At 55.6% G+C, this 22,779-nt stretch carries 25 protein-coding genes and 1 other annotated feature; of the genes, 11 read left to right on the top strand and 14 right to left on the bottom strand.

The genetic code is table 11. The annotated features are described in order from the left end of the window. Nucleotides 1-154: 154 nt before the first annotated feature. The 7 genes from rpmG (at nt 155) to rplL (ending at nt 3,636) form a co-directional block, all read left to right on the top strand. Entirely contained in the window at nt 155-304 is a 150-nt protein-coding gene (gene rpmG / locus WMO24_RS02170; RefSeq protein ID WP_349214590.1) for a 50S ribosomal protein L33, read from the top strand. Nucleotides 305-322: 18 nt separating this feature from the next. Continuing rightward, nucleotides 323-571 (top strand): preprotein translocase subunit SecE, encoded by a 249-nt coding sequence (gene secE, locus WMO24_RS02165; RefSeq protein ID WP_349214589.1) that lies wholly within the window; start codon nt 323-325, stop codon nt 569-571. Nucleotides 572-599: 28 nt separating this feature from the next. After that, nucleotides 600-1,130 carry a transcription termination/antitermination protein NusG gene (gene nusG / locus WMO24_RS02160; RefSeq protein ID WP_349214587.1) on the top strand — a complete coding sequence of 177 codons (531 nt, stop codon included), beginning with the start codon at nt 600-602 and terminating at the stop codon, nt 1,128-1,130. Nucleotides 1,131-1,249: 119 nt separating this feature from the next. Then, nucleotides 1,250-1,675 carry a 50S ribosomal protein L11 gene (gene rplK / locus WMO24_RS02155; protein ID WP_349214586.1) on the top strand — a complete coding sequence of 142 codons (426 nt, stop codon included), beginning with the start codon at nt 1,250-1,252 and terminating at the stop codon, nt 1,673-1,675. Nucleotides 1,676-1,731: 56 nt separating this feature from the next. Then, the gene (rplA, locus tag WMO24_RS02150; protein ID WP_349214584.1) at nt 1,732-2,427 is read left to right on the top strand and encodes a 50S ribosomal protein L1; all 696 of its coding nucleotides are present in this window, start codon (nt 1,732-1,734) and stop codon (nt 2,425-2,427) included. A gap of 89 nt (nt 2,428-2,516) precedes the next feature. Continuing rightward, nucleotides 2,517-2,655, top strand: a sequence feature (ribosomal protein L10 leader region). A 48-nt stretch (nt 2,656-2,703) separates the two neighbouring features. After that, nucleotides 2,704-3,213 (top strand): 50S ribosomal protein L10, encoded by a 510-nt coding sequence (gene rplJ, locus WMO24_RS02145; protein ID WP_349214583.1) that lies wholly within the window; start codon nt 2,704-2,706, stop codon nt 3,211-3,213. 51 nt (nt 3,214-3,264) lie between these two features. Beyond that, nucleotides 3,265-3,636: a 50S ribosomal protein L7/L12 gene (gene rplL / locus WMO24_RS02140; protein ID WP_349214581.1), complete on the top strand. Its 372-nt coding sequence runs from the start codon at nt 3,265-3,267 to the stop codon at nt 3,634-3,636. 99 nt (nt 3,637-3,735) lie between these two features. Here the strand turns inward: rplL and WMO24_RS02135 are convergent, their stop codons facing one another. Then, the gene (locus WMO24_RS02135) at nt 3,736-4,899 is read right to left on the bottom strand and encodes a phosphoglycerate dehydrogenase (RefSeq protein WP_349214579.1); all 1,164 of its coding nucleotides are present in this window, start codon (nt 4,897-4,899) and stop codon (nt 3,736-3,738) included. Between the two features lie 19 nt (nt 4,900-4,918). Next, nucleotides 4,919-6,007: a 3-phosphoserine/phosphohydroxythreonine transaminase gene (gene serC / locus WMO24_RS02130; protein ID WP_349214577.1), complete on the bottom strand. Its 1,089-nt coding sequence runs from the start codon at nt 6,005-6,007 to the stop codon at nt 4,919-4,921. A 240-nt stretch (nt 6,008-6,247) separates the two neighbouring features. Here serC and WMO24_RS02125 point away from each other — a divergent pair, with 240 nt between their 5' ends. Continuing rightward, the gene (locus WMO24_RS02125; protein ID WP_349214576.1) at nt 6,248-7,258 is read left to right on the top strand and encodes an aldo/keto reductase; all 1,011 of its coding nucleotides are present in this window, start codon (nt 6,248-6,250) and stop codon (nt 7,256-7,258) included. A gap of 8 nt (nt 7,259-7,266) precedes the next feature. Then, nucleotides 7,267-7,518 (top strand): P-loop NTPase family protein, encoded by a 252-nt coding sequence (locus WMO24_RS02120; protein WP_349214574.1) that lies wholly within the window; start codon nt 7,267-7,269, stop codon nt 7,516-7,518. A gap of 91 nt (nt 7,519-7,609) precedes the next feature. On the opposite strand, the gene WMO24_RS02115 is transcribed toward WMO24_RS02120, so the two are convergent. The 6 genes from WMO24_RS02115 to WMO24_RS02090 form a co-directional block, all read right to left on the bottom strand. Beyond that, nucleotides 7,610-7,756 carry a FeoB-associated Cys-rich membrane protein gene (locus WMO24_RS02115; RefSeq protein WP_349214572.1) on the bottom strand — a complete coding sequence of 49 codons (147 nt, stop codon included), beginning with the start codon at nt 7,754-7,756 and terminating at the stop codon, nt 7,610-7,612. Between the two features lie 9 nt (nt 7,757-7,765). Continuing rightward, nucleotides 7,766-9,847, bottom strand: coding sequence for a ferrous iron transport protein B (gene feoB, locus WMO24_RS02110; protein WP_349214604.1), 2,082 nt, complete (start codon nt 9,845-9,847; stop codon nt 7,766-7,768). Beyond that, entirely contained in the window at nt 9,847-10,080 is a 234-nt protein-coding gene (locus WMO24_RS02105; RefSeq protein WP_349214570.1) for a FeoA family protein, read from the bottom strand. Before WMO24_RS02105 ends, feoB begins: the two co-directional genes overlap by 1 nt. 130 nt (nt 10,081-10,210) lie before the next feature. Beyond that, nucleotides 10,211-11,221 (bottom strand): Gfo/Idh/MocA family protein, encoded by a 1,011-nt coding sequence (locus tag WMO24_RS02100; RefSeq protein WP_349214568.1) that lies wholly within the window; start codon nt 11,219-11,221, stop codon nt 10,211-10,213. A 107-nt stretch (nt 11,222-11,328) separates the two neighbouring features. Further along, nucleotides 11,329-12,066: a glucosamine-6-phosphate deaminase gene (gene nagB / locus WMO24_RS02095; RefSeq protein ID WP_349214566.1), complete on the bottom strand. Its 738-nt coding sequence runs from the start codon at nt 12,064-12,066 to the stop codon at nt 11,329-11,331. Nucleotides 12,067-12,184: 118 nt separating this feature from the next. Beyond that, nucleotides 12,185-12,973, bottom strand: coding sequence for a helix-turn-helix transcriptional regulator (locus tag WMO24_RS02090; RefSeq protein WP_349214565.1), 789 nt, complete (start codon nt 12,971-12,973; stop codon nt 12,185-12,187). 164 nt (nt 12,974-13,137) lie between these two features. Here WMO24_RS02090 and WMO24_RS02085 point away from each other — a divergent pair, with 164 nt between their 5' ends. Continuing rightward, nucleotides 13,138-14,256: an ABC transporter ATP-binding protein gene (locus tag WMO24_RS02085; RefSeq protein WP_349214563.1), complete on the top strand. Its 1,119-nt coding sequence runs from the start codon at nt 13,138-13,140 to the stop codon at nt 14,254-14,256. A gap of 163 nt (nt 14,257-14,419) precedes the next feature. On the opposite strand, the gene WMO24_RS02080 is transcribed toward WMO24_RS02085, so the two are convergent. From WMO24_RS02080 to hypB, 6 genes are all read right to left on the bottom strand, one after another. Next, complete coding sequence (locus WMO24_RS02080; RefSeq protein WP_349214561.1) at nt 14,420-15,790, bottom strand: MATE family efflux transporter; 1,371 nt, start codon at nt 15,788-15,790, stop codon at nt 14,420-14,422. A 92-nt stretch (nt 15,791-15,882) separates the two neighbouring features. Continuing rightward, the gene (locus WMO24_RS02075; protein ID WP_349214559.1) at nt 15,883-16,854 is read right to left on the bottom strand and encodes an ATP-binding protein; all 972 of its coding nucleotides are present in this window, start codon (nt 16,852-16,854) and stop codon (nt 15,883-15,885) included. After that, complete coding sequence (locus WMO24_RS02070; protein ID WP_349214557.1) at nt 16,851-17,777, bottom strand: DnaD domain protein; 927 nt, start codon at nt 17,775-17,777, stop codon at nt 16,851-16,853. Before WMO24_RS02070 ends, WMO24_RS02075 begins: the two co-directional genes overlap by 4 nt. A 145-nt stretch (nt 17,778-17,922) precedes the next feature. Continuing rightward, on the bottom strand, nt 17,923-18,264 hold the full coding sequence (locus tag WMO24_RS02065; protein WP_349214556.1) for a hydrogenase maturation nickel metallochaperone HypA/HybF: 342 nt from the start codon (nt 18,262-18,264) through the stop codon (nt 17,923-17,925). Nucleotides 18,265-18,278: 14 nt separating this feature from the next. Next, nucleotides 18,279-20,948 carry an FAD-dependent oxidoreductase gene (locus tag WMO24_RS02060; RefSeq protein WP_435413757.1) on the bottom strand — a complete coding sequence of 890 codons (2,670 nt, stop codon included), beginning with the start codon at nt 20,946-20,948 and terminating at the stop codon, nt 18,279-18,281. Between the two features lie 20 nt (nt 20,949-20,968). Continuing rightward, nucleotides 20,969-21,637: a hydrogenase nickel incorporation protein HypB gene (gene hypB / locus WMO24_RS02055; RefSeq protein ID WP_349214554.1), complete on the bottom strand. Its 669-nt coding sequence runs from the start codon at nt 21,635-21,637 to the stop codon at nt 20,969-20,971. Between the two features lie 148 nt (nt 21,638-21,785). Here hypB and WMO24_RS02050 point away from each other — a divergent pair, with 148 nt between their 5' ends. Continuing rightward, nucleotides 21,786-22,736 carry a LysR family transcriptional regulator gene (locus tag WMO24_RS02050; protein WP_349214552.1) on the top strand — a complete coding sequence of 317 codons (951 nt, stop codon included), beginning with the start codon at nt 21,786-21,788 and terminating at the stop codon, nt 22,734-22,736. The last annotated feature ends 43 nt before the right edge of the window (nt 22,737-22,779 follow it).

Raw genomic sequence — 22,779 nt, 5'->3', positions numbered from 1 at the left:
CCACAAACCGCTTTAAAAAACAGCATTTTTCGCTTGACGGCACCGTGCGGATGTGGTATGATGAGTGTACCTCTTTTGCAGGTCTATTTTTTTGTGCGCATTTTTCGAAGCGCCGCCTGTATGAGAGGGAGGCTAATAATGGAGGTGCCGAAACATGAGAGTGAAGATTACACTGGCCTGCACGGAGTGCAAACAGCGCAATTACAACACGATGAAAAACAAGAAGAACAGTCCCGACAGGCTCGAGATGAAGAAGTATTGCCGCTTCTGCAAAAAGCATACCCTTCACCGCGAGACCAAGTAAGAAAGGCGGACGACACACATGGCAGACAAGACCGAAAAGAAAAAGAAAGGCTTTTTTGCCGGCGTGAAAGGCGCTTTTGCCCGCTTTGCCAAGTATTTCCGTGATACCAAAAGCGAGGTCAAAAAGGTCGTATGGCCGTCTAAGAAGCAGATCATCAACAACACCTGCATCGTACTTGTTGTCGTGGTCATCGCCGCGATCGTGATTTTCCTGCTTGACAGTGTGTTCGGCCTTGTGCTGGATCTGCTCCTGAAGACCGCGGGCTAATCAACTGACAGAAAGCGGGGGTCCATTCATGGCAGAGGAGAGAGACACCGAAGCCCGGTGGTATGTAGTTCACACCTATTCGGGCTACGAGAACAAAGTCGCGCAAAATCTCGAGACCATCGTGGAAAATCGTCGCCTGCATGATTTGATTCATGAGGTGAAGGTCCCGGTGGAGATCGTGCCGGACATCAAGGACGGCAAGGAGAGAGAAGTCGAGCGCAAATTGTTCCCCGGCTATGTTCTGGTGAAAATGGTCATGACCGATGACTCGTGGTACATCGTGCGCAATACGCGCGGCGTCACGGGCTTCGTGGGACCGTCGTCCAAGCCCATTCCCCTCACAGATGAAGAGGTGGACAAACTGGGCGTGGATGTGCGTCAGACCAAGCTGGATTACGCCGTGGGCGACAATGTGCAGATCGTATCCGGTCCGCTCGAAGGCTTCATCGGTATCGTTGAGGGCATCGATGCCGACGCGAAAAAAGTCAACGTCAAGGTTTCCATGTTCGGCCGCGAGACGCCGGCAGAGCTGGACTTTGCGCAGGTCAAGCCCTTGTAAGTTTATTTTTTCTGGTAAGTCCCGCCCATTGGCGGTGCTTATAGAGCGCTCAGCGCTCGTGGGAGGGCCCGGCATCCGGCCGCGCCCGCAACTTACCACAATTTTTGGAGGTGCACAAAATGGCTCAAAAGGTAGTGGGGTATATTAAGCTCCAGATCCCGGCCGGTAAAGCTACCCCGGCTCCCCCTGTTGGTCCTGCTCTTGGCCAGCACGGTGTGAACATCATGGCGTTCACAAAAGAATTCAACGAGCGCACTCAGAAAGACATCGGTTATCTGATCCCTGTGGTCATCACAGTGTATGCTGACCGTTCTTTCAGCTTTATCACCAAAACTCCGCCCGCAGCGGTTCTGATCAAAAAAGCGATCGGCATCGAAAGCGGTTCCGGTGTGCCCAACAAAACGAAGGTGGCTTCCATCACCCGCAAACAGCTGGAAGAGATCGCCACCACGAAAATGCCCGATCTGAACGCTGCCAGCCTGGATGCAGCGGTCAGCATGGTTGCCGGCACTTGCCGCAGCATGGGCGTTACGGTGACAGACTAAGAGAACGAACCCGCCATTAGTGGGAGGAATATTCCGATATACCACAGGAGGATACTATGAATCACGGTAAACATTATGTCGACAGCAAAAAGCTGGTCGACCGTACCAAATTGTACGATACCGCTGAAGCGCTGGCACTTTGCTGCCAGACCGCGAAAGCGAAGTTCGACGAGACCGTCGAGCTGCACGTCCGTCTGGGTGTTGACAGCCGTCACGCTGACCAGCAGGTCCGCGGCGCGGTGGTCCTGCCCAACGGCACCGGCAAAGACGTGCGCGTCATTGCCATCGCCAAAGGCGATGCTGCCAAAGCAGCTGAGGCTGCCGGTGCTATGATGGTTGGCGATGCCGACCTGGTTGCGAAAATCCAGAACGAAGGCTTTATCGATTTTGACGTGCTGGTTACCACCCCTGACATGATGGGTATGGTTGGCCGTCTGGGTAAAATCCTTGGACCGCGCGGCTTGATGCCGAACCCCAAGGCCGGCACTGTGACCCCTGATGTGGGCCGTGCTGTTACCGAGGCCAAAGCCGGTAAGATTGAGTACCGTCTGGACAAGGCCAACATCATCCATGTGCCCGTCGGCAAGGCTTCTTTCGGCGTGGAAAAGCTGGAAGAGAACCTGAAAGTGGTCATGGAGGCCATCGTGAAGGCGAAACCTGCTGCTGCCAAAGGCCAGTACATCAAGAGCGTTACGGTCGCTTCTACGATGGGCCCCGGCATCAAGCTGAACAGCCAGAAATTCGGCGGCTAAGCGAGAGCAATTTGCAGCGCCCGTAAAATACGGGCGCTGTTTTTTGTGGTTTTATTCAAAAAAAGATTGACACACACGGATGTGCGTGCTATACTATAAGAGCTGTTTTAAAGACAGCAGGTGCTGATGCGTAAGGGATGATTCCCGCCTGCCGAGAAACGTGCAAAAATATGTTTTGTATTTTTGGCCTTTTTCTCGCGGGAGAAAGAGGCCTTTTTGTTTTTGCACCGCTTGTCTTTTGAAGCATCCATCTTTTGAGAAACGAGGTGAATCGAAATGCCGAGCGAGAAAATTCTGAGCGAGAAACAAGCCTTCGTTGCCGAGCTTCGTGAGAAGCTGTTGGGCTCTGTGGCCGGCGTAGTGGTCGATTACAAGGGCATCAACGTGGCCAATGACACAAAGCTCCGTAAAGAGCTGCGTGAGGCTGGCGTCGAGTATGCGGTTGTGAAAAACACCATGCTGCGTCTGGCCATTAAGGACACCCAGTACGAGGGCATGATGGATTCCCTGAAGGGTTCCACCGCCATTGCCATCTCCAAAGAGGACCCCATTGCTCCCGCACGCATTCTGAACAAGTATGCTGAGGGTTCCAAGGGCGCGTTCTCTATGAAGAGCGGTTATATGGATGGCTCTGTGATGAGCCTGGACGAGCTGACTGCGATCGCGAAGCTGCCCGACTACAAAGGCATGCTGTCTATGTTCGCTGGCGCGCTCAAGAGCACCATTGGCGGCCTGGCTGTCGCCATGCAGGCCTATGTGGATAAGCAGGAAGAGCCTGCTGCCTAAGGCCCATTTTGAATTAAAACAATTACAACAAATAAAATTGGAGGTATTATCATGGCTTCTGAGAAAATTACTGCCATCATTGACGAGATCAAAGGCCTGTCCATCCTTGAGCTGAAAGAGCTCATCGACACCTATTGCGAAGAGTTCGACGTTTCCGCTGTTGCTGCTGCTGCTCCTGCTGCTGCCGGTGCTGCTCCTGCTGCTGAGGAGAAAACCGAGTTTGACGTTGTGCTGGCTGAGGTTGGCGCAAGCAAAATGCAGGTCATCAAGACTGTTAAAGAGATCACCGGCCTGGGCCTGAAAGAGGCGAAAGAGCTGGTTGACAACGCTCCGAAGACTCTGAAAGAGGCTGTTGCCAAAGCTGAGGCTGAGGACATGAAGAAGAAACTGGAAGACGTCGGCGCGAAGATCGAGCTGAAATAAGTTTCGCTTATGCAAAGGACCGCACCCAATGGGTGCGGTCCTTTTTTGCATGAATGAAAACAAAAAGGCGGCGAAGATTCCTTCGCCGCCTTTTTCAGTTTAAAGGACCCGCACACGAATGATGTCCGGCAGGGCCAGAAGACCACTGCCCACTTCGTCCGGAACAAGCCCGGTCACATCCAGCATGGTGTAGGCGTAATCGCCGCGGGATTTGTTGGTCATGTTTTCGATGTTCAGGCCGGCTTTGTTGGCCACATCGGTGATGGCGGCCAGCATGCCGGGAACGTTTTTGTGGATCACGCAGATGCGGTTTCCCTCACCGCGCGGCATGGAAACAGAGGGGAAGTTGACGCTGTTGCGAATGTTTCCATCCAGCAGGTAGTCACTCAGTTCCTGCGCGGCCATTACGGCACAGTTTTCCTCGCTTTCCGGAGTGGAAGCGCCCAGATGGGGAAGGCAGACGCAGCCTTCCACACCCAGCAGTTCTTCACAGGGGAAATCACATACATAAGCGCCGACGCGGCCGCTCTTCAATGCCGAAATCAAATCCACGTTGTTTACCAGTTCGCCGCGCGCAAAGTTCAGAATCCGCACACCGTGTTTCATCTGGCTGATGAGTTTGGCATTTACCATCCCTTTGGTATCGGCCGTAGCAGGAATGTGCAGAGTAATAAAATCGCACTGGTTCACCAGGTCCGACAGATTGACGCAGTGCTTGACACTGCGGGAAAGGTTCCAGGCGGCATCAATGGAAATGTAGGGGTCGTATCCAAGCACTTCCATGCCCAGGTGGGTGGCCATATTGGCGACCTTCACGCCGATGGCGCCCAGACCGATCACACCCAGCTTTTTACCGGCAAGTTCCGGGCCCACAAATTGTTTTTTTCCTTTTTCAACCAGTTTGGCGACGGGTTCGGTTTGGGCGATCAGCGTTTGTGCCCAGGCGATGCCCTGGGCAATTTTCCGGCCGCTGAGCACCAGTCCGGCCAGCACCAGTTCTTTTACGGCATTGGCGTTGGCGCCCGGTGTGTTGAAAACCACGATGCCGCGCTGGCTGCAATCCGCAACAGGAATGTTGTTGGTGCCTGCCCCGGCACGCGCTACCGCCAGCAGCTGAGGCCCCAGTTCCATGTTGTGCATATCGGCGCTGCGGACCAGAATGCCATCTGGTTTGCTGCCCTCATTGTCCAGTGCGAATAAATTGGCGCCCAGATGTTCCAGTCCCTTGGGCGAAATATGATTCAAGGTTTGTACCTGATACATGTTTTTTCATCCTCTCTTCTCAGCCGTTCCGGGCTTCAAATTCTTTCATGAAAGCGACCAGTGCCTGCACGCCGTCCAGCGGCATGGCGTTGTAGATGGAGGCTCGCATGCCGCCCACACTGCGATGCCCTTTCAGATTGACCAGACCAGCCTCAGCCGCTTCCTGGCAGAACTTGGCATCCAGCTCTTTGGACGGGCTTGCAAACGTAACGTTCATGATGCTGCGGTCCGCTTTGTTGACCGGGTTCTGGAAGAAGGAAGACTGATCCAGATAATCGTACAGCAGCTGTGCTTTGGCGTTGTTGCGCTTTTCCATCTCGGTCAGTCCGCCCACTTCGTTTTCGATCCAGTGCAGAACCAGCCCCATCATATAGATGGACCAGCAGTTGGGCGTGTTGTACATGCTGCGGGCATCGATCAGCGTTTTATAGTCCAGCATGGCAGGCCGCGCCAGATCGGTGCGTGCATTTTCCAGAAGATCTTCCCGTACGATGGCCACAGCCATGCCGGCGGGAGCCACGTTTTTCTGCACACCGAAATAAATCAGCCCGTATTTGCTCACGTCGGTCGGTCGGCTGAGGATGCAGCTGGACATGTCAGCCACCAGAGGAATGCCGTCCACCTGCGGAAGCTTCGTAAATCTGGTTCCGTAGATGGTGTTGTTTTCACAAATATGAATGTAGCTGGCGTTGGGGCTGTATTCCACAGCGTCCACGTCGGGGATGTAGGTAAAGTTTTTATCCTTGGAAGAGGCGACCACATGGACCGTGCCGAATTTTTCGGCTTCCTTGGCGGCTTTTCCGGAGAACTGGCCGGTCACCAGATAATCCGCTTCACCGGTGGTCATCAGATTCATGGGGACCATGGCAAACTGGGTGGAGGCGCCACCCTGAATGAAGCCGACTTTGTAATTGTCCGGAATGTTCAAAACCCGACGAAGCGCGGCCTCGGTTTCAACGATGATGGCATCGTACACACTACTGCGATGACTCATCTCCATAACGGACTGACCGGATGATCCGTATTCCAGCAGTTCGGACTGCGCTTTCTGCAATACGCTGAGCGGCAGCATGGAAGGGCCTGCGCTGAAGTTGTATACTCGTGCCATGTGAAAAAACTCCTTTGTAAAAAAATGATACTTTATTTTGATAAAGTATAGTACCTATTATATCGCCTGATGAAATTTTGTCAATGCAAAAAAACGAGCTTTGACGGTCATTCGCGGACATTTTCAGCGCTTTTTCTTTTTAAAACGGAAATGTGTTTTTCAAAGAAATACAGATTGAATTTTACCTTGTCAAGGAAGGATGCATCGGGTAGAATAAAACAAAGAAAGGAAGTGTTGCATATGCCGGTATCCGGTTATTGTGCGGACGAAAACCGTTATGAATCCATGGAATACAATCACAGCGGAGCTTCGGGACTTCTGCTTCCGGCGCTTTCGCTTGGAATGTGGCACAATTTTGGATCAGCTGATTCCTTTGACAATATGCAGGCCATGCTGCGCACTGCCTTCGACTGCGGTGTGACCTATTTTGATCTTGCCAACAATTACGGGCCGGTGCCGGGCAGCGCGGAAGAAAATTTTGGCCGTCTGTATGCCAAGGATTTTCGCCCTTACCGGGACGAACTGATCATTGCCAGCAAGGCGGGGCACCCGATGTGGCCGGGCCCCTACGGAAACTGGGGCAGCCGAAAATCATTGCTGGCCAGCCTGGACCAGAGTCTGCGCCGCACGGGGCTCGAGTATTTTGATATTTTCTATTCTCATCGTCCCGACCCGGAGACGCCGCTGGAAGAAACTATGGGGGCGCTGGCCTCTGCGGTGCAGCAGGGAAAGGCATTGTATGCGGGCATTTCCAATTACGACGGCGAATCGACGCTGCGTGCGGCTGAGATCCTGCGGGAACTGCATTGCCCGTTTGTGGTCAATCAGAGCCGATATTCCATTCTGGACCGCCGCATTGAGGACAACGGCCTGAAAGCGGTCGCCCAGAAAGCAGGGGTGGGCATTGTTGCGTTCAGCCCGCTGGCCCAGGGACTGCTGTCGGATAAATATCTGGATGGAGTGCCTTCCCAGAGCCGAATGGCAAAGGGGCGGTCACTGTCGCTGAAAGAGTCCGTTCTGACGGCGGAAAAACGGCAGCAGCTTCGTCAGTTGAACGAACTGGCGGCACAGCGCGGCCAGACGCTGGCGCAGATGGCGCTGGCCTGGGTTCTGAAAGACAGCGACGTGACCAGCGTGCTGATTGGCGCGTCCAGACCGGAACAGATCCGGGAAAACATCGCCGTGCTGGGACACACAGACTTTACGGAGGAAGAACTGCGGCGCATTGATGAGATCGTGGGCCGTGCCTGAAAAAGCGTATGTGGTTTTGGGAGAGAGAAGAATTGTACATGGGCCCCAGCGGAGAGAAGGCGTCGGCCTTGTGCCGGGCACTGGAGCAGGCAGGCATCGCCTGTGAAAGCGAGTACCGCAACGGCCATAACATACTGGGCGGCGGCCACAGCCGATTTGGCACCATCGGCGCCATGGAGAGCGCCGGTATCCACTATGTGTATGTAAAACGCAAAGACCGGGATGCAGCCGAAGAGGTGGCCCGCCAGGTTTTGCGGTAAAAAGAGAGGGGGACTGCCAAGCAGTCCCTCTCTTGCATTTTGCGCATGGTAATCAAAAGCCCCGGCATCTTTGGAAGATGCCGGGGCTTTTTTATGACTTCTTCTGGCTGCATGCATGGGAACAACCCGCGCAGTTGCCGCAGCATTTTCCGCTGCGGCGATCGCGGACGATTCGGCGCACGGCCAGTGCGAACAGTGCTGCAATCAGCAACACCAGAACAACGTCCAGAACATTCATGGAAACACCTCAGGAAAACAGCAGGCTTCCCACCTGGAAGACTACTGCGGCACAGATCCAGGCCACAGCGCACTGGGCAAAGGCGACCCACAGGGCGGCCAGGCCGGAGTTCATCTCCCGGCGCACAGCAGCAATCGCCGCCACACAGGGCGTGTACAGCAGGGAGAAGGTCAGGAAGCTGAAGGCACTCAGCGGTGTGAAAATAGCGGCGAGCGCCGTTCCCAGATTGGCCACGCTGGTACCGGTCAGCACTGCCATGGTGCTGACCACAGCTTCTTTGGCAGAGAAGCCGGTGATCAGGGCTGTGGATGCACGCCAGTCGGTAAAGCCGAGCGGTGCGAAAATGGGGGCGATGATGCGGCCCAGCCCGGCCAGCATGCTGGCCGACGAATCAGCCACCACGTTGAAACGGGTGTCAAAGGTCTGCAAGAACCAGATGACAATGGTTGCCACAAAAATGACTGTAAAGGCACGGGTCAAAAAGTCCTTGGCCTTGTCCCACATCAGCAGTCCCACGCTTTTCAAACTGGGCAGACGGTAGTTGGGCAGCTCCATGACAAAGGGAACAGGATTTCCTTTGTACAGGGTGCTTTTCATAATCAGCGCGCAAACAATGCCGATGGCCATGCCCATCACGTACAGCAGCATCATGACCAGCGCACCGTATTTCGGGAAGAACGCGGCAGTAAACACTGCGTAAATCGGCAGTTTGGCGGAACAGCTCATGAAGGGGGTGAGAAGAATGGTCATCTTGCGGTCCCGGTCGCTGGCCAGTGTGCGTGTGGCCATGATGGCCGGAACGCTGCAGCCGAACCCGATCAGCATGGGAACAAAGCTGCGGCCGGACAGACCGATTTTGCGCAGCAGCTTGTCCATAACGAAGGCGACACGGGCCATATAGCCGGAGTCTTCCAACATGGACAAGAAGAAAAACAAAGTCACAATGATCGGCAGGAAGCTGAGCACACTTCCCACGCCGGCAAACACGCCGTCGATGATCAGCGAATGGACCACCGGATTGATGCCGTAGGCGGTCAGCCCTGCGTCCACCCAGGCGGTGACCTGATCAATGCCCAAAGAGAGCAGATCGCTCAAAAAGCTTCCAATGACGCCAAAGGTCAGCCAAAATACCAGAAGCATGATCAAAAGGAACATGGGAATTGCCAGATATTTTCCCGTGAGGATCTGGTCGATGCGCACGCTGCGCATGTGCTCCCGGCTCTCGCCGTTTTTGAAGACGGTGTCGGAACACAGTTTTTCAATAAAGGTATAGCGCATGTCCGCCAGCGCGGCTTCCCGGTCCGTTCCCAGTTCCGCTTCCATCTCCTGGATGGAATGCTCCGCCAGTTCCAGCTCGTTTTCCGTCAGCTTCAGCTGCTGAATCATGGGCTTATCGCCTTCCACCAGCTTGGTGGCGGCAAAGCGGGGAGGCACACCGATGGCGGCTGCGTGGTCTTCCACTACATGGGCCAGTGAGTGGATGCACCGATGTACTGCGCCGGTGCAGAAATCCTGACGTTTGGGAAGTTCCTTGTGTTCGGCCGCGCGCAGCGCGTGCTCGATCAGTTCATCGATGCCCTCGTTTTTGGCTGCGGAAATAGGGACCACCGGCACGCCCAGTTCCTGTTCCAGTTTCAGAATGTCCACGGTACTGCCGTTGGCACGCATTTCGTCCATCATATTCAGGGCGATGACCATGGGAATGTTCAATTCCATCAGCTGCATGGACAGGTACAGATTTCGCTCGATGTTGGTGGCGTCCACAATGTTGATGATGCCGTCGGGCTTTTCCTGAATGAGAAAGTCCCGGGTGACGATCTCTTCGGCCGTGTAGGGGCTGAGCGAATAAATGCCCGGCAGGTCCACGACCACTGCCTGTTCCGGCTGCGGAATGTCTTTGCGCCGGTGCCGGGGATGTCCCCAGCTGCGAGGGCCGTGATGATGCTCACCGGTGTGATGATCGCGAATCACGCCCTCTTTTTTGTCTACCGTTACACCCGGAAAATTGCCCACATGCTGATTGGAGCCGGTGAGCTGGTTGAACAGCGTGGTTTTGCCGCAGTTCTGATTGCCGGCCAGAGCAAAGGTCATCATTGGGCGTCGCCTCCGCACAAGGTGATTTTCTGCGCGTCTTCCAGCCGCAGGGTCAGTTCATAACCGCGCAGATGCAGTTCAATCGGGTCTCCCATGGGCGCCACTTTTCGAATGGTGACGCAGGTGCCCGGCGTCAGTCCCATATCCAGCAGGCGGCGGCGCAGTGCACCTTCACCGCCAACGGTCTCAATGCGGGCCTGCTGCCCGATGGGAAGTTTATCCAACGTCATGGAGTTCATCCTCTTCCTTCAATTCAGAATGTTAGCTTGTGCTAACTTCTAATAAAGTATACACCTGGCGTACAAATTCGTCAAGAAAAAACGACACAAAAAACGCCCGGGGAAACCGGGCATTTTGTGTTCAGTTCTCACGATGCAGCAAAGGTTCCAGCCGGTCAAACAACTCGGCGCAGGCAATGCTGTCCGCCAGGGGCATCACGTCACTTTCGGGCAGACCGCCCCGCACACAGGAGGCGGCATGTTCGGCTTCAAATTCAAAGCCGCAGGACGTCTCGTGCAAAAACACTTCCTCGGGTTGTGCACCCTGCCAGCCTTGCGGCCCGGGTAAAGGGGTACGGTACAGCTCAGCCCGCTGCGCCCAGTTGAACCAGGGGGCAAGGCGGATCATGCCCTGTTCGCCGCAAAGCAGCAGGCTGTTGTCTGCCGCAAATTGAATGCTGCATTTCAGCTGGGCAGTCAACCCGTCCTCATAGGAAAGGGTCAGAAAGGTGGAACCGTCCACACCGGTGCCCGAGGGAACGCACAGCGGAACCATGCCGGTCTGCTTGCGCCCGCGGGCAAAAAACTGTGCACAGGAAAACGCATAGACGCCCAGATCATAGAACGCGCCGCCGCCCAGAGCGGGGTCAAACAGACGGGGATATTCAGCGGGGTCACGGCTGGCGCACAGACTGGCACTGATGCAGCGCAGCCGTCCGATCCGTCCTTCCGTCAGCCAGCGGCGCGCGGTTTGCACTGCGGGCAGAAACCGGGTCCACATGGCTTCCATCAGAAACACATGATGCTCGGCTGCCAGCTGTGCCAGACTGCGTGCCTCGGCCGCAGTGAGGACCAGAGGCTTTTCACACAGCACATGTTTGCCGGCCCGGATGGCACGGGCGCAGCAGTCGTAGTGCATGGAATTGATGGTGGCGATGTACACGATTTCAATTTCAGGATCCGCCAGCAGCGCATCGTGGCTGCCGTAACTGCGGGCGATGCCGTGCTCGGCGGCAAAGCGGGCCGCGCGCAAGGGATCCGACGAGGCAACGGCGCACAGACGGGCACCGGGCACCAATCCCTGCTCAAAGCAGGCGCTGAAGCGGGCGGCGATCCGCCCTGCACCTAAAATACCATAGCGACAAGGCTCCATACCGATTCCTTCTTTCCTTGTGTTCTGGTTTCATCCTAACGCATTTTGAACGGCGGCGCAAGACAAAAAAGCGCTCTCCCAAAAGGAGAGCGCTTTGATCGTTGCAATCAGCCCTTGTAACCGACGGCATCCGCCAGTTCGCGGTCGATGACAACCACTGCGTCAGCATGCAGCTTCAGCAGGGTAGAGGGGTTCTGGGTGGTGATCACATCGTCCATCACCAGACCTTTGATGGCAGGAACCTTGGCAAGACCGGTGGCCGCAAGCACAACGGTTTTGGCTGCCAGAATGTCACCCATACCCATGGTGATGGCCATGGTGGGAACGTCTTCTTTTTTCTCAAAGAAGCGGGCGTTGGCATTGATGGTGCTCTCCGTCAGCTTTTCCACGTGGGCAACGCTGACCAGATGGTCCGAAGCTTCGTTGAACGCAATGTGTCCGTTGTTGCCGATGCCCAGCAGCTGCAGGTCGGCAACGCCGCCCTCGCGCACTTTCTGCTCCAGCTCGCGCGCGTTGGCTTCCACATCGCCCATGCCGCTGGCCACAAAGGTGTTGGCCTTGTCGATGTTGATGTGATTGAACAGGTTGGTGTCCATGAAATAACGGTAGCTCTGTTCATGAGTGCCCGGAATGCCGCAGTACTCGTCCAGATTCACGGTATGTACCTGCGAGAAATCCACCTGGCCGGCCTTGTTCATCTCGATCAGTTTCTTGTAGATGGGGACAGGAGTTCCACCGGTGGCGAGGCCCAGCTTGGCATTGGGTTTCTGATTGACCAGATCCCGGATCATCTCTGCGATGACCGCACAGGTCTCATCGTAGCTGTTGGTAACGATTACTTTCATGCTGCATTCTCCTTATTATATAAAATCAAACGAACGTGACTTTGCTACCTCTATCATAATCTCTTTGCGTGCGGCTGGCTAGGCGTAAAATGCCTTTTAATTTGTACAAACGTACACCTCAGGTGTAAAGTGCGCTCTCCAGCTCGGACAAACGGGCAGGGGAAGGGGCGGCGCCTGCATGCAGCGCGCGAAAAGTACCGGGCGTCTGCCCGGTGTGTTTCTTAAAAACTTTGCACAGGTAATTGGCACCGGAAAAACCGCACAAACTGGCGATTACGTCCAGACTGTAATCTCGCTGCGCCAGAAGCACCTTGGCTGCATCCAGCCGTGTCTGGATCAGATATTGTCCGGGGCCGATGCCCATTTGCGCAGTAAAAACGCGCACCAGGTGGCTTTTGCTCACTCCCAGCTGACGGGCCAGCTCGTCCACACCGTAAAGCCCGGCATAATTCTGCCGGATGGCCAGCACTGCCTGCGCCACCAGCGGCGGAAGGCCGGGTGATTCGGGCGCTTCGTCCGCACGGGCCACACTGCACAGGGCGCGGAAAGCCAGGGCCGGCAGCAATTCGCTCTCTCCACGGCTGACAGCCGCGGCCAAAGCACTCATTTCCTGCGCAGCCAGTGGGCAGGCGCTGCAGTCGGAGAGCAAAGGCTCCGTCAGCTTATCTCCGGCCTGGCGGGCCGCTTCACCGGAAAAGCCAATGACAAGCAGATGACAATCAGAAGCGGGCGTGATCTCCATGGCGCCACGGCACACAAGCAGGGAACCGGCCTCCAGCCAAAGTGCCTCTGCCGTGCTGTTGGCGGGCACAGCTGCCGCACGGCCGCTGGATGCAAGCACCAGCACACAGGCAGCCTCGTCCAGAATCACCGGTGCGGGCGCGTCGATTTCGCGGCAGAATTCCACGCCGCAGATCTCCTCCGCGGGAAAAAGCAATAAGTTTCACCACACATCAATATTTTACTATTTTCAAATGAAAAATAGCTTGTTATTATTATATTAAAGCAAAAGAGGTCTGTCAAGGACGTCAATAAAATGCAAAATTGAAGTTACAATGGAGGTAAGGTCCCATGGCAAGCATTAGCTGCAGAGGCATCTACAAAATCTATCCGGGCAATGTGCAGGCTGTTACCGATTTCAACCTGGAAATCGAAGACAAAGAGTTCATCATCCTGGTCGGTCCTTCCGGCTGCGGTAAATCCACCACCCTGCGTATGATCGCTGGCTTGGAAGAGATTTCCAAAGGCGAGCTGTACATCGGCGACCGTCTGGTCAACGACGTTCCCCCGAAGGATCGCGACATCGCGATGGTGTTCCAGAACTACGCGCTGTATCCGCACATGACGGTTTACAAGAACATGGCGTTCGGTCTGGAACTGCGCAAAACCCCGAAGGATGAAATCGACAAACGCGTTCGCGAGGCTGCCCGCGTGCTGGACATCGAGCACCTGCTGGACCGCAAACCGAAGGCTCTGTCCGGTGGTCAGCGTCAGCGTGTTGCTTTGGGCCGCGCCATGGTTCGTAACCCGGCAGTCTTCCTGCTGGATGAGCCTCTGTCCAACTTGGACGCGAAACTGCGTACTGCGATGCGCACCGAGATCATCAAGCTGCACCAGAAACTGGGCACCACCTTTATCTATGTTACCCACGACCAGACCGAGGCCATGACCATGGGCGACCGCATCGTGGTTATGAAAGACGGTATTGTGCAGCAGGTTGATACTCCGCAAAACCTGTATGATTATCCCTGCAACATGTTCGTGGCGGGCTTCATCGGCTCTCCGCAAATGAACTTCCTGGATGCTACCCTGGTCAAAGAGGGCGGCAACTACTATGTGGATCTGGGCGGCGACAAACTGCTCATCAACCCGGCCAAAGCCGCGGCCAACACCGCGAAACTGGATGCCTATCTGGGCAAAACCATCAAAGCCGGTATCCGTCCTGAGGATATCAAGGACGACGAGGAGTTCCTGGAGAAACACAAAGACGCTACCATCACTGCGAACGTGGAAGTTTCCGAGCTGATGGGCTCCGAGATCTATCTGTACCTGACCTATAAGGGCTACAAGATGACCGCTCGTGTGAACCCCACCAGCAAGGCGAAGAACGGCATGGACGTCAAGGTTGCGCTGAACACCAACAAGCTGCACCTGTTCGATCCGTCCGACGAGTCTGTCATCCTGAACTAAGGAAACGCTCGAAGTTTTTCGACAGAACTACAATGAAAAACGGCACATGGGCAAACGCCCATGTGCCGTTTTGTTTTGAAAGGTCACGCACTGGTAAACTCCTGTTCGGTGGAGAAGGGGAGTTAAAAAAACAGCGTACGCTTAAAAGGCGCACGCTGTTTTTTTAATCGAACTGAATGCTTTCCACGTGACGAATCTTTTTATTGTACAGATAGCGGAAGAACAAAAGCGACAGCGCAAAGCCGAAGCATTCCGCGAACAGGAAACTGTACCATACAGCCCCCAAACCGCCGAGCTTGGAGAAGACAAAGGCGGCGGGAAGAAGCAGCAGCAACTGGCGAATAACGCTGATCCACAAGCTGAGAAGACCATCACCCAATGCTTGGAATACGCTGGAGAGCACAATGCCGACCCCGGCGAACAAGAAGCACAGCGAAATCAGGCGCAGTGCCGGAACACCAATGCTGAGCATGTCCTCCTTGGCGTTGAACAAAAGCAGGAGCTGTTCAGGAAACAGCTGGAAAATCACCAGGCCCAGAGCCATGATGGCAGTGGACATCACAGTGGCCAGACGAATGGAATCGGTAATCCGTTTGCGCTGGCGTGCGCCATAGTTGTAACCAACGATGGGGATAAGCGCATTCGTGACGCCGAACACGGGCATAAACACAAAGCTTTGCAGCTTGAAGTACACGCCGAAGACCGACACTGCGGTTTCGGTAAAGGAAATCAGAATTTTGTTCATGCCGAATACCATGACGCTGCCGATGCTCTGCATGATGATGGAAGGCAGGCCCACCTGGTAGATGCCGCGGATGGTGTGTGCGTGGGGCTTCATGTCTGCAAAAGAAAGGCGCACTTCATGGTTTTTCCAATGGTTGAGAACCAGCGCCACCGCCATGCCGCACCACTGACCGATGACCGTGGCGACCGCCGCGCCCACAACACCCATCTTCGGACAGCCCAGCAGGCCGAAGATCATGATCGGGTCCAGAATAATATTTACCACGGCGCCCGTCATCTGGCTGATCATCTGGTAAACGGTTTTGCCGGTCACCTGCAAAATGCGCTCCATGGTGATCTCCACGAAGCAGCCAAGGGAAAAGATGGTCACGATCCGCATGTAATCCGCGCCAGCCTGCGCAATTTCCGGGTTGCTTGTAAATGCCGCAAGGAAAAGGTCGCTTCCCAGCGCACCGAAAATGGCAAAGGCAACAAAACTCAGCAAAGTGACCAGAATACCGTTGTTCGCCACTCGGTTGGCCGCGTGATAGTTCTTTTCACCCAAACGGCGGGACAGCAGTGCGTTGATGCCCACCGCCGTGCCTACGGAAACGGCAATCATCAGGTTCTGCACGGGGAAAATCAAGCTGACGCTGGTCAGGGCGTTTTCGCTGACCATGGACACGAAAATGCTGTCCACCACGTTGTACATAGCCTGCACCAGCATGCTCAGCATGATGGGAAAGGCCATGCTGGGCAAAAGTTTGTTGATCGGGCGCGTGCCCATGATGTTTTCCTGTCTGTTTTCCATAAATACTCCTCACTGATTGAAAAATAGAAAGCCGCACAAAAAGAGGAGCACCGCCCAAAGGGTCGGATGCTCCAAAGCGCGGTAAAAACCACTTACTTGTCCATCAAACGGACATCTTCACCAAAAAAGTTCAAGCACTCACAGTTCCCAAGCAGCCGGGACACAATTTTTTCCGTATACCGGCGGTGAAGGTCAGCGTCCAGCACGATGTTGCTGGTATAGATGGTGGGCAGCCGCCGGCAGACGCGGGTGTTCACCAGGCTGTAAAGACAACTGCTGACGTAAGGCGTCAGATATTCTGTGCCCAGATCGTCCAGAATCAGCAGCTGCGCATCGCATAAGGTTGTCAGTGTATCGTTGGTTTCATCACCGCGGAAATGTTCTTTTTCCATGGCGTCAAAAGCGTTTTGCGCGCTGACATAGACAACATTGAACCCCTTTTGCAGCACAGTATTGGCAATGGCCAGTGCCAAATGGGTTTTTCCCAGACCGGCATAGCCGTACAGATAGAGATTGGGATTTTTCAGTGTAAAGTGTTCCGCATAGTCTTTGCAGTAGTGGAAAATGCCTTCCATGTGCGCCCGGGCGGAGATGCCCAGCTCCGGCAGAATGCGGTCCGGATATTTCTTCAGATCAAATGTGGAAAAACTGCAAAGAGAAAGCGGGGATGCTTCGTTCACTTCCTGCTGGCACATTTCCTGAATCAAAGCCTGCACACACTGGCAGGGACCGTTGGTAAGGCGGCCGGTATCCTGGCAAACAGGGCAGGTAAATGCCGGCTTTAACTGGGCGGGGTCGATCCCGTTTTCCCGCAGAAGCGAATCGATGGAATGCTCGCACGCGGCGGATTCCGCCAAAGCCTGATCTATCTGTGCCCGGTCCGCACCGCTTACGGAAAGCTGCGCGGCACGCAGCCCTGCCTGTGCACGCTGCTGTTCCAGCTGTTCCAACTGCGGCAGTTTTTCGCGCGCCGCCGCCCGGCGCTGGTCCGCCAGCGTCACGGCCCTTTGACGTCGTGTTGAAACAATGCCGAAGGCTCGGCGCATCATTTCCTGACGGGTCATGGCGAATCCCCTCCAATCTGCTTAAATACAGGCGCGCGGCGCGGCCCTTTGCCCAGAATGGATTTGGCGTTGGGATTGGTGGGCTGCACATTCTTAGCAGTCAGAGAACTGTCGTTGATCACGTCGCGCACAGTTTGATAGCCCTTGGAATGCCAGGCGCGCAGAATGCCGTTGACATACCGCACGCTGCTTTTTTCTCCTGCATAGGCAATGGCTTCGGCAATCATGTCTTCCTGATACTGAAAATCTTCGTACCAGGAAGCAATGGCACGCCGCTCGGCCTTGGTGAACTTGGCATCTGCCAGATGAAACAGTCGTGCGACTTCGGCTTCCCGCTGCGAGCGAAGCGCCAGCAGTTTGAGATAGCGCTCGGCAGCTTCCACCGTGTCGATTCCCTCTGCCTGCCAGCCCAAAAGCGCGCGTTCGATGTAACGGGCGCTTCGCTTGCCGAGCGAGACAAAATGCGCCACTCCCAGCAGAATGAAATCCACCGGAAGACCGTCCGCCACATACAGGGAGACCAGAATATTGGTGTCTGACTGCGTAATCACGCCGCCCATCAGGCGCTGACATTCCTGCACCAGTGCCGCAATGGACGGGTCGTTGCGGGCTGCCGCCGTCACTTCCGGTGTGGTCATATGGCTGCGGGCCGCGCTGGCACCGGCAATGTCTCCCGCGGGCACATTGCTCTCTTCACAGCTTTCCAAAAGGCCGGCGCCCTTCCAGAACAACAGCGCTTCCCGCGCTTTTTCAACACTTTTCAGGCGAAGTTCGCGGGCAAGACGGGCCGGGTCGGTCTCTCCGGTGGCAATCACCATCAGGGCAACCCGAAGCCAGTCATCCTCCAGCTGGGGAAGTTTGGCGACAACCAGCTGCGGCACAGCAATGCTGTCTCCAAGATTTTTACACAACCGATACGGCACACAACTCCCCCTTTCATTTTTAGGCATATATAATACTATAACATACATTTGCCTGGTTTGAACAGTCCTTTTGCAACGGAATCAGCAGGTTTTTCAGCCGGCAACACACAATAAAAACGAGGGACCGTTTGGTCCCTCGCGTTTCTCAGCGCACACGCACTTCCTTGATGTTGAACTCCCGCCCGCTGAGCAGTTCTTTGTCAAAACTGCCGCAGTCCGGACAGTAGCCTTTGTTTTCCACAATGGGGAATGTGACGCCGCAGTTCCGGCAGCGGCCCACGGCGGGGATGATGTTCATCTCCAGCTTTGCATCCCGCAGAAGCGGTCGCTCCCGGGCCGCCGGAAAGCAGGATTCAAAGTAATGCGGAACCACCGAGGAAATTTCGCCGATCTCCATTACCACGGTATCCACGGCCTCCACATTTTCATCCACCAAAGCCTCTTCAATGACCTTGGCCATTTCAAACACCAGACCCAGCTCGTGCATGAGAAGGCCTCCTTTTATTCGTTGTTCCCGGACACGGCGTCCTTTACGGAGCGCACGGCGATTTTGCCTACCCGCTTGATCATGTTGGGAGTCAGTTTTAGGGGAATGCCTTCGAAGGTATTGTACTCCACATGATATTTTTTGACCAAATGAATCGCGTCAAATTTGCATTTGGTGGTGCACTGCCCGCAGCCGATGCACATCTCCTGGTTCAGCTGCACCGCGCCGCAACCCAGGCAGCGTTCGGTCTCGCGTTTCATCTGCTCTTCGGTGAAGGTGCAGCGGTCATCGGCAAAGCTTGCGGCGGCCTCTTTTTTGCGCAGCGGGCGCTGGCGCGGCATGCGGTCAAAGCTTTCCAGATCCGCCGCGGCTTTGTCGAATTCTTTATAAATCCGGCGGTCCCGGCCGGCGGTCATGCTGACGCCTTCCCACACAAAGCGGTGAATGGAGATGGCTCCCTGTTTACCGGCGGCAATGGCATCAATGGCAAATTTCGGACCGGTGAAGCAGTCACCGCCCACAAACACGTCTTTCTGAGCCGTCTGATAGGTGAGAGGATCGGCCTGCGCGGTCCGGCCGCGGCCCAATTCCACGGCGCTGCCGTCCAGCAGGCTGCCCCAGCGAATTTCCTGACCGATGCTCAGCAGTACCCAGTCGGCCTCTACTGTGATGGTATCCTGTTCGTCGTACTGCGGCGCAAACCGGTGTTCGGCATCATAGACAGCGGTGCAGCGTTTGAACACCACGCCCTTGATGCGGCCGTTTTCCACCAGAAGCTCCTTGGGGCCCCAGCCGTTGTGCACAGGGATGGATTCCGCCTCGGCCTCGGCAATCTCTTCTTCCAGCGCGGGCATCTCCTCACGGCTCTCCAGACAGTACATGTCCACAGAATCCACATTTTCCCGAACAGCCGTGCGGGCTACGTCAATGGCGACGTTTCCGCCGCCCACCACGACCACGCGCCCGGACAGCGGTGTGGGCTGGCCCAGACTGACCGAGCGCAGAAAATCCACGCCGGCTACAACACCCTGTGCGTCTTCCTGCTCCAGCCCCAGCTTCCGGCCGCCCTGGGCGCCGATGGCCACATAAAAGGCCTCGAAACCCTCCTGCCGCAGCTGATCCAGCGTCACATCTTTGCCCACTTCCACACCTGTGCGGAAGACGACACCCAGTTCCCGCAGAATATCAATTTCCGCGTTGACGATTTCACGCCCCAGCCGGAACGCCGGAATGCCCATGGTCAGCATGCCGCCCAGAGTCTGCTCTTTTTCAAATACGGTCACGTTATAGCCATCCACCGCCAGGAAATAAGCACAGCTGAGGCCCGCCGGTCCCGCGCCGATGACAGCAATGGATTTGCCGTAGTCGTGCGCTTTTTCCGGTACAAACCGGTGTTCGGCGTTCAATTCCTGATCGGCGATGAATTTTTTGATTTCGTCCACGGCCACCGGTTCGTCCAGGCCGCCGCGTGTGCAGGCACTCTCACAGCTGCGGGGGCAGATGCGGCCGCACACAGCGGGGAAGGGGTTCTCTTTTTTGATGAGCTCCAGCGCTTCCCGGTACCGGCCCTGGGATGCCAGCTTGATGTATCCCTGTACGGCGATGTGTGCGGGGCAGGCGGTCTTGCAGGGAGCGGTGCCCTCCGGAGTCACATCTTCACGCGTTTCGCGGTAGTTTACGTTCCAGTGCTTGTCGGTCCACACATGATCACGTGGAGAGAGCATCTCCGGCTGTTTGGGGGTCTCACACAGCTTTTGACCCAGCTTCAGCGCGTTGACCGGGCAGTTTTCCACGCACTGTCCGCAGGCAACACACTTTTCGCTGTCTGTCTGCGCCACATAGTTGGAACGCACCATGTCCGGCGCATTGTAGTAGGCCGCATTGCGCACGGCATAGCAGCCGCAGCCGCAGCAGTTGCAGATGGCATAGGTCTCCCCACCGTCAATGTTGGGAACGGAGTGCATCAGACCGTTCTCCTCGGCCTTACGGATGATCTCAAAGGCCTCTTCCCGGGTGATTTCCCGGGCACGCCCGGTGCGAATGCAGTATTCCGCGCCGGAGTTCAGCTGCAGACACATATCTTTTTCCAGATGTCCGCAGCCCTGTCCCAGCAGGCGGCGGGAAGTGCGGCAGGAGCAGTCGGCCACAGCGAACCGCGTACTTTTGTTCAGGATCGTGGCGACTTGCTCATACGGCACGCTGTGGCTGTCACCGTCAATGGCGCTCTGAATGGGAATGACGCGCATGGGGGACGCACCCACCGGAAGTTTGGGCGAGAGCAGTTCTCCGCGAAGGCGGGCGTACTCCTCAAATGCCGCGGGGATTTCCGGATGCTTTTCGCACTGGGCGCGGTTGTTCATCATTTTTTCCATGACGCCGGGCACGAATACCGGCAGCTCGAACACATCCACACCGTTTTCCGAGTGGAAAATAACCACGCCCACCTCCGTGAGCCGGTCCATCTGCTTTTTGGTCTCTTCCAGGGTTTTGCCGCAGCGTTTGGCAATGGTCTCCAGCGGAAGCGGTTTGCGCAGTTCCAGTGCAAGGGCAACCTCGGCCATTTCGTCGGTCACGACGCAGTTCAGAACCTTGTACTCAGGGGCGTTTTCATCCAGCTTGACCAGCATTGCCACCGAGCCGCTGATTTTCTTTGCCAGCTTCAGAATGTTTTTTCGCACAGCCATTGTCTCTGCCTCCTTGTGGATTAAAGATTTTTCCATGCGCGAATTTCGTTGTCCAGCCATTGATACCAGGCATCCATGCCCTCGCCGGTTTTGGCGGACAGGGGGAATACCTGAATGTCCGGGTTTCTCTGCAGGGCGCGCTGGCGCACTGCATCCATGTCAAAGTCGAACATCGGCAAAGCGTCGATTTTATTGACCAGAAGCGCGTCGCACACCGAGAACATCAGAGGATATTTCAGCGGCTTATCATCACCCTCGGGCACGCTGAGGATCATTACGCTTTTGGATGCGCCGGTGTCGAACTCCGCAGGACATACCAGATTGCCCACGTTTTCCAAAATCACCAGATCCAGTCCGTCCGTCCCCAGTGCATCCAGACCCTGCCTGGTCATGGCGGCATCAAGGTGACACATTCCGCCGGTGTGAAGCTGAATGACACGGGCGCCGGTGGCGCTGATGGTGTGCGCGTCCACATCCGAGTCAATGTCCGCTTCCATCACACCCACACGCCATTTTTTGGCCAGTTCCGGGATGGTTTTCATCAGAGTGGTGGTTTTGCCGCTTCCCGGGCTGGACATCAGATTCAGAAGAAATACGCCCTTTTCCTTCAGCTGGCCGCGCAGCACAGCCGCTTCCCGGTCGTTGCTGTCCAGCACACTTTTTTTGATTTCAATTACCTGGAAAGCCATGGTTCTCTCCTCCATTTTCCACAAGAATTTACGCTTTTTTCTATGGTAATTGTATCATTTGCCCGGTTGGGTGTAAAACAACAACCTTGCGTTGAACCATACAACAATTTGTTGTATGATAAAAACAAAGAGCGACGGAGGGGATCTTATGCAGATGCGTGCCATTGAGTCTTTCCTGGCGTTGTACGAAGACCGCAGCTTTTCCAAGGCAAGCCGCCGGCTGTTTATCACCCAGCAGGGATTGAGCCGTCAGATTCAAGCCTTGGAAAAAGAGCTGGGCAACCGTCTGTTTGAGCGCAGCCACCTGGGCGTGGAGCCCACGGAGACAGCTCATTTGCTGTACCCGTATTACCAGCAGATCGCGGAGATTTACCGGGCGTCGGAAGCGCTGCTGGTTCCGGCGGAGCGCCGGTCGCTGCTGCGGGTGGGATTTGCCTTTGGAATCTCCAGTGCAGGCGATCCGGATTTTTTGATGGAGTTTCAAAGACAGCACCCGGGCGTATTGGTGGAAATTCAGGAGTGGAGCAAAGCGGAATGCATTCGGAAACTGCTGCACAACCAGCTGGATGTGGCGTTTCTCATCAATCCATTCCCGGAAAATCTGTTCCGTACCTGCCGGGTCACGGGGGACTACATGTACGCGGCCATGCACAAGACGCACCCTTTGGCGGCTGAGGCAGGGCCGCTGGACTTCCGTGCGCTGGACCGAAAAATTTTGCTCACGGGCTCCCCGGAGAATGCCCTGCGGCAGTTTTTTGACTATTGCTGTGCGCTGGCGCAGATCCACCCGCATGTGCGTCTTGCGTCCAGCCACAATCTGGACGTGGTCAACACCATGCACGAAGACATGGGAATCGCGACGCTGAATTCTGCCATGGCGCTGCGGGTGACCAATCCGGATATCCGCATCCGGCGGCTGGAATTGCCCTGTGCGGGGTATCTGTACGGGTGTGTGCCGCTTTATTGCGCGGATGAATCCCTGCCGGCACAGGTGCTGCGCTATGCGCAGGATCATTACGCGCGTCATCCGGTGCCGGTGCATGTAAGCGCGTCCGGACAGGAGCGAGTGAATTGTCAAACTAAGTGCAACAGGAATTGAGTTCAAAGTCCCATAATTCCCGGGCAGAATGGAAGTTAAGAAC

This window comes from Ruthenibacterium intestinale (genome assembly GCF_040096265.1).
Lineage (GTDB): Bacteria > Bacillota > Clostridia > Oscillospirales > Ruminococcaceae > Ruthenibacterium > Ruthenibacterium komagatae.
This window is presented reverse-complemented; position numbering and strand designations above follow the sequence as displayed.